The organism is Streptococcus oralis, from assembly GCF_001578945.1.
Taxonomy (GTDB): domain Bacteria; phylum Bacillota; class Bacilli; order Lactobacillales; family Streptococcaceae; genus Streptococcus; species Streptococcus oralis_Q.
The window spans coordinates 378,244-381,895 of record NZ_KQ969551.1; the positions used below are offsets into that span (position 1 = coordinate 378,244).

Genomic DNA, 3,652 nt, shown 5'->3' on the forward strand with positions numbered 1-3,652 from the left:
ATCTTGGTTCTTTAAGTGGTTTTTAGATAACAAAGCTATTACTGTATTTTTGGTGACCTTGTTACTGGGGTTGAACCTCTTCGTTTTAAGCAAGATTAGTTTTATCTTTTTACCTGTGCTAGATTTTCTAGGAGTTGTGATGTTGCCAGTTATTTTATCTGGTTTACTATATTACCTCCTCCATCCGATTGTTGATTGGATGGAGAAACACAAGATTAATCGTGTTCTTGCTATTAGTATTCTTTTTGTCATAATTGGTCTCTTTATCATTTGGGGGCTAGCGGTTGCTATTCCAAATCTGCAACGCCAAGTCTTGAATTTTGCAAAGAATGTTCCTAGTTATTTAGAAGATGCTGACAGCGTTATCAATGACCTTGTAACCAAACGATTGCCAGATGATTTTAGACCACAGTTGGAGCAAGTTCTTGCCAATGTTTCAAGTGAAGCGACGATGTGGGCGAGCAAAATCTCTTCTCAAGCTGTTAATTGGGTGAGTGCTTTTATTAGTGGAGCTTCTCAGGTGCTTGTAGCCTTGATTATTATGCCATTTATGCTGTTTTATCTCTTGCGTGATGGAAAGGGATTACGGGATTATCTGACCCAATTTTTACCAACGAAGTTGAGAGAACCTGTAGGGCAAGTTTTATCAGATGTCAATAAGCAGTTGTCAAACTATGTCAGAGGACAGGTGACCGTCGCTATTATCGTTGCCATCATGTTTATCATCTTCTTTAAGATTATTGGGCTTAGGTATGCTGTGACTCTTGGTATCACGGCTGGTGTTCTCAATCTAGTGCCTTATCTAGGTAGTTTTCTAGCAATGTTGCCTGCTTTGGTTTTAGGATTGATTGCGGGTCCTGTCATGCTCTTGAAGGTCATTGTGGTCTTTATTGTTGAACAAACTATTGAAGGACGCTTTGTATCTCCACTTATTTTAGGTAGTCAACTGAACATCCATCCTATTAATGTCCTCTTTGTGCTCCTAACTTCAGGATCTATGTTTGGTATTTGGGGAGTGCTTTTGGGAATTCCTGTCTATGCATCAGCTAAGGTTGTTATCTCAGCTATCTTTAATTGGTATAAAAAAGTCAGCGGATTGTACGAAGAAGAAGGAGAGGAAATCAAGAGTGAACAATAGTCAAGGCATGCTCCAAGCTCTGGAAGAACAGGATTTAATAAAGGCGGATCAGTATTATCACAAAGCCCTCGAAATGGATTCAAGTGAAGTTCTTTATGAGCTGGCTAATTACCTTGAGGGAATTGGCTTTTATCCTCAAGCAAAGGAAATTTACCAAAATATCGTTAGAGAATTTCCAGAAGTGAATCTGAATTTAGCAAGCATTGCTAGTGAGGACGGAAATGTCGAGGAAGCCTTTGCTTACCTTGAGGAAATCACGCCTGAAAGCGACTGGTATGTATCGTCTTTGGCCTTGAAGGCAGACCTTTATCAGTTGGAAGGATTGACAGATGTAGCACGTGAAAAGTTACTAGATGCCTTAAACTACTCAGATGATCCGTTAGTAGTTTTTGGTTTGGCTGAATTGGATAGCGAGTTGGGAAATTATCAGGAAGCTATTCAGGGCTATGCCCAGCTAGATAATCGTACTATTTATGAGCAAACAGGCATTTCCACCTACCAGCGAATTGGTGTTGCCTATGCCCAGTTAGGGAAATTTGAAGCAGCCACAGAGTTTTTAGAAAAAGCTTTGGAACTAGAGTATGATGACCAAACTGCCTTTGAATTGGCTAGTCTTTATTTTGATCAAAAAGAGTATCAAAAATCTGTTCTTTACTTTAAGCAGATTGATACCATTTCACCTGACTTTGAAGGATATGAGTACGGCTATAGTCAAGCTTTACACAAGGAACATCAGATAGAAGAGGCCCTTCGTATGGCTAAGCAAGGATTAAATAAGAATCCGTTTGAAACGCGACTCTTGCTAGCGGCTTCTCAGTTTTCCTATGAATTGCATGATCCTAGTGGTGCTGAACAGTTTCTCCTTACTGCCAAGGAAGATGCAGAGGATGCAGAAGAGATTTTCCTGCGACTCGCAACTATTTATATGGAACAAGAGCGGTTTGAGGATATCATCGCTCTTCAAAATCAAGAACCTGAAAACCTCCTGACTAAGTGGATGATTGCACGTTCTTACCAGAAAATCGAGGATTTAGATAAGGCTTATGAGCTCTATCAAGAACTGTCATCTGACCTCAAGGACAATCCAGAGTTTCTGGAGCAATATACTTATCTCTTGCGTGAATTGGGATATTTTGAAGAAGCCAAAGTGCAAGCCCAAGCCTATTTAAAACTAGTCCCAGATGATATTCAAATACAAGAATTCTTAGAAACACTTTAAAAGTTATCTCTCTAAAAACGTATCCGTCAATTTGTCAGATACGTTTTTTTAGGAGAAATAGAATTTTTTTACAATTACTCTTGCTAAATTGTTTATTTATGCTATAATAGGAACAATTATTTTTAGGAGGTGCAGTATGTCTTATCTATTTGAGATATTACCAAGTTTGTTAAACGGTGCAAGTATGACACTTCAAGTCTTTGCTCTGGTTTTAATTTTTCAATTCCCTTAGGTATTGTCGTCGCCTTTGCTTTGCAAGTCCGTTGGAAACCCCTCCATTATCTCATTGATCTTTATATTTGGGTAATGCGAGGAACTCCCTTGCTTTTGCAATTAATCTTTATTTACTATGTGCTCCCTAGTATTGGGATACGTTTAGATCGTTTGCCTGCTGCTGTGATTGCCTTTGTACTCAACTATGCGGCCTACTTTGCTGAAATCTTTCGTGGAGGGATTGAAACCATTCCCAAAGGACAGTATGAGGCTGCCAAGGTCTTGAAGTTTAGTCCTTTTGACACAGTGCGCTATATTATTTTGCCTCAGGTTACAAAGATTGTCTTACCGAGTGTTTTTAATGAGATTATGAGTTTGGTCAAGGACACTTCCTTGGTCTACGCCCTAGGGATATCCGATTTGATCTTGGCCAGTCGGACTGCGGCCAATCGAGATGCTAGTCTAGTTCCTATGTTTTTAGCAGGAGCGATTTATTTGATTATGATTGGTCTTGTGACTATTGTAGCGAAAAAGCTTGAGAGGAAGTACAATTACTATAGATAGGAGGGGAGTTATGTTAGAACTAAGAAATATCAACAAGGCCTTTGGAGGCAAGCAAATCTTGTCCAATTTTAGCCTTAGGATTCCTGAAAAACAAATTCTCGCAATCGTTGGTCCATCTGGGGGAGGAAAGACAACCTTATTACGGATGCTAGCTGGGCTTGAGACTATCGATGCTGGAGAAATCTACTATAATGACGAATCGCTGGCTATTGATGAACTAGAAAAGCGCAATCTACTAGGATTTGTATTCCAAGATTTTCAACTTTTCCCACACTTGTCGGTTTTAGAAAACTTAACTTTATCGCCTATAAAAACTATGAACATGGATAAGGAATCTGCTGAGAAGAAGGCGCGTGGTTTGTTAGAACAACTTGGTTTGGCAGGACATGCTGATGCCTATCCCTACTCTTTATCTGGTGGACAAAAACAGCGTGTCGCTTTAGCACGAGCCATGATGATTGACCCGGAAATTATTGGATATGATGAGCCCACATCGGCCTTAGACCCAGAGTTACGCC

3 protein-coding genes and 1 pseudogene are annotated in these 3,652 nt (G+C 39.8%); all 4 read left to right on the forward strand.

Annotation, left to right across the window (positions count from 1 at the left end; genetic code table 11):
• A partial coding sequence (locus tag SORDD16_RS04520) for an AI-2E family transporter (RefSeq protein WP_061452532.1) occupies window positions 1–1,138 on the forward strand: 1,138 nt, incomplete at its 5' end.
• Window positions 1,128–2,357, forward strand: coding sequence for a tetratricopeptide repeat protein (locus tag SORDD16_RS04525; RefSeq protein WP_061452533.1), 1,230 nt, complete (start codon window positions 1,128–1,130; stop codon window positions 2,355–2,357). The genes SORDD16_RS04520 and SORDD16_RS04525, both read left to right, overlap by 11 nt.
• Window positions 2,358–2,493: 136 nt before the next feature.
• A pseudogene (locus SORDD16_RS04530) lies at window positions 2,494–3,134 on the forward strand (amino acid ABC transporter permease).
• A gap of 10 nt (window positions 3,135–3,144) precedes the next feature.
• A partial coding sequence (locus SORDD16_RS04535; RefSeq protein ID WP_061452640.1) for an amino acid ABC transporter ATP-binding protein occupies window positions 3,145–3,652 on the forward strand: 508 nt, incomplete at its 3' end.